Annotated in this window: 3 protein-coding genes; 1 reads left to right on the forward strand and 2 read right to left on the reverse strand. The window is 63.5% G+C overall.

Going from position 1 to position 2,427, the window contains the following annotated elements; translation table 11 throughout:
• On the reverse strand, positions 1-801 hold an 801-nt coding region (locus HP546_RS29190), incomplete at its 3' end, for an APC family permease (RefSeq protein ID WP_172233028.1).
• A gap of 377 nt (positions 802-1,178) precedes the next feature.
• On the opposite strand from HP546_RS29190, the gene HP546_RS29195 reads away from it, so the two are divergent.
• The gene (locus HP546_RS29195) at positions 1,179-1,961 is read left to right on the forward strand and encodes an AraC family transcriptional regulator (protein ID WP_172233031.1); all 783 of its coding nucleotides are present in this window, start codon (positions 1,179-1,181) and stop codon (positions 1,959-1,961) included.
• Here HP546_RS29195 and HP546_RS29200 read toward each other — a convergent pair.
• A partial coding sequence (locus HP546_RS29200; protein WP_172233034.1) for a substrate-binding domain-containing protein occupies positions 1,949-2,427 on the reverse strand: 479 nt, incomplete at its 5' end. The genes HP546_RS29195 and HP546_RS29200 overlap by 13 nt on opposite strands.

The following is a 2,427-nucleotide window of genomic DNA, read 5'->3' on the forward strand; positions in this document are numbered from 1 at the left end:
GCTGGCCCAGCCGTCGGCCAGCATTTCGGTCGGCACGCTGCCGAGGAAGGCCAGTTGCAGCAGGGCGTAGATCGCGGTGGACAGCAGCACCGAGAGGATCAGCGCAATCGGGATGGTGCGCTGCGGGTTTTTCACTTCGCTGGCTACCGAAATGATCGGCGTCAGGCCCAGGTAGGCGAAGATGATGCCGCCAGCCGACACGGCCATTTCCACGCCCGACAGGCCGAACGGAGCAAAGCCCTGGACCTCGAAGTTTTCCGGCTTGAAGAAGGTGAACAGCACGCCGATCACCAGCAGCGGCACGATGAACTTGAACACGCTGACCAGGTTGTTGGCCTTGGCAAAGGTTTTCACGCTGCGGTAGTTGAGGAAGAAGAACAACCCCAGCAAGGCGAACTGCACCAGCCAGCCGAGCACGGTCGGGTCGCTGGAGCCGGCTTTGGTCAGTTCGGGGAACCAGGCGGCGGCGTATTGGCGCGAGGCGACCACTTCGATGGCGATCAGGCTGGAAAAGGCGATCAGGGTGATGAAGCCCATCAGGTAACCCAGCAGCGGGCCGTGCGAGTACACCGGGTAGCGCACCACGCCGCCAGCGCGGGGCAGGGCGGCGCCCAGTTCGCAGTAGACGATGCCCAGCAACAGGACGGCGAAGCCGCCGAGGAACCAGGAGAGGATGCCGGCCGGGCCGGCGATGGCCGAGACGTGGCTGGCGGCGAACAGCCAGCCGGAGCCGAAGATGGCTCCCAGGCCGATGAAAGTGAGGTCGAGCAACGACAGCTGTTTCTTGAATTTGCCTGACATGGGTTCGCCTTTTTGTTGGTTATTGGATAGGCAGGTCTGATGTCACGAGGTGCGGCTTTCTGGGCCGCGCTCTTGTTGCATGTGGGCGGCTTGCGTGGGGCATAGAATGGGCCGATCGGGGCGAGGGTTCTTGATGGTTTTCTGCAAGGGGCATGACGAAATCGGCACAGTTGCAAAAAATTTGTGGCGGGGTTGAAGGCCGGTGGATAGGCTGAAAGCCATACCGCGCAAGGGCTGTAGAGATTCAATCGGTGCACCGGCCTCTTCGCGGGTAAACCCGCTCCCACAGGTCCTGCGTGGCCTTCGAAAGCTGCGAGGTGAGTATGGGAGCGGGTTCACCCGCGAAGAGGCCGACACAGCAAACCGAGATAAAGCAGATGACCGTCACCCCCCTGGCAACCCTGTACCAGTCCCTCGATCAGCACCGTCCCGCCACCCTCGAGGCTCTGCTGGTCGGTGTCTCGCTGCTGCTGCCGATCCTCGACGCCATCCCCAACGCCGCAATCTTCATCAAGGACCCGGCCGCCCGCTACGTGCTGGCCAACAACACCCTGGTCCAGCGCTGCGGCCTCAAGCGCCTGCAGCCGTTGCTGGGCAAGACCAGCGCCGAAGTGTTCCCGGCACAGCTGGGCCCCGGCTACACCGAGCAGGACCGCCGCGTACTCAAGGAAGGGCTGGTGCTGGAAGACCAACTGGAGCTGCATCTTTATGGCAGCCGCGAACCCGGCTGGTGCCTGACCCACAAGCGCCCGCTGCACAACCAGGCCGGGGAGATCATCGGCCTGGTCGGCATATCGGTCGACCTGCAGTCAGCCGCCGACAGCCACCCCGCCTACCAGCGCCTTGCCGCCGTCGACGAACACATCCGCCAACACTTCCACCAGCCGATCAGCATGCGCGAGCTGACCCGCATCGCCGGCATTTCCGTGGCTCAGCTGGAGCGCTATTGCAAGCGGGTGTTCCACCTCACACCCCGGCAGATGATTCACAAGGCGCGTCTGGAACATGCCCATCGCCTGCTGCATTCAGAGCTGCCGATTACCGAGGTGGCAATGCGCTGCGGCTACACCGACCACAGCGCGTTCAGCCGCCAGTTCAAGCAACTGACCGGCTTTACCCCGCGCCAGTACCGCCAGGCGACCGGTGATCAGCTGGCCTGAAACAGCGCCCGCGCCTCGTCAAAGCACTGCTCGGCAATCGCCGAACGCGGCTCGCTGCGGCGCAGCAGCAGGCCCACTTGGCTATGAATGGCGGCGTCGGCCACCGGCAGGATGCGCAAGTGCTCGCTGAGGTCTTCCAGGCCGCAGTCCAGCGGCATGATCGCGCAGCACATGCCGGTGTTGATGGCCTGGATCAGCTGGAAGCTCGAGTCGCTTTCCAGCACTGCATTGGGCTCCAGGCCACGGCTGCGGAAGCTCAGGTCCAGCGACTGGCGGTAGTGCATGCCTTTGCTCAGCAACCCCAGCGGAATGTCGCCGAGTTCGTCCCAGCGCAAGCTGTCGCTGGCAAACCGGAAGTGCCGGGTGTCATGCAGCAGGCCCATGGTGGTGATGCCCAATTCGATCACTTCGAAGAAGCTGGTGTTGACCTGGTCCAGGTAGCAGATGCCCAGATCGAGCTGGTTGC

This window comes from Pseudomonas sp. CM25 (assembly GCF_013179705.1).
GTDB lineage: Bacteria > Pseudomonadota > Gammaproteobacteria > Pseudomonadales > Pseudomonadaceae > Aquipseudomonas.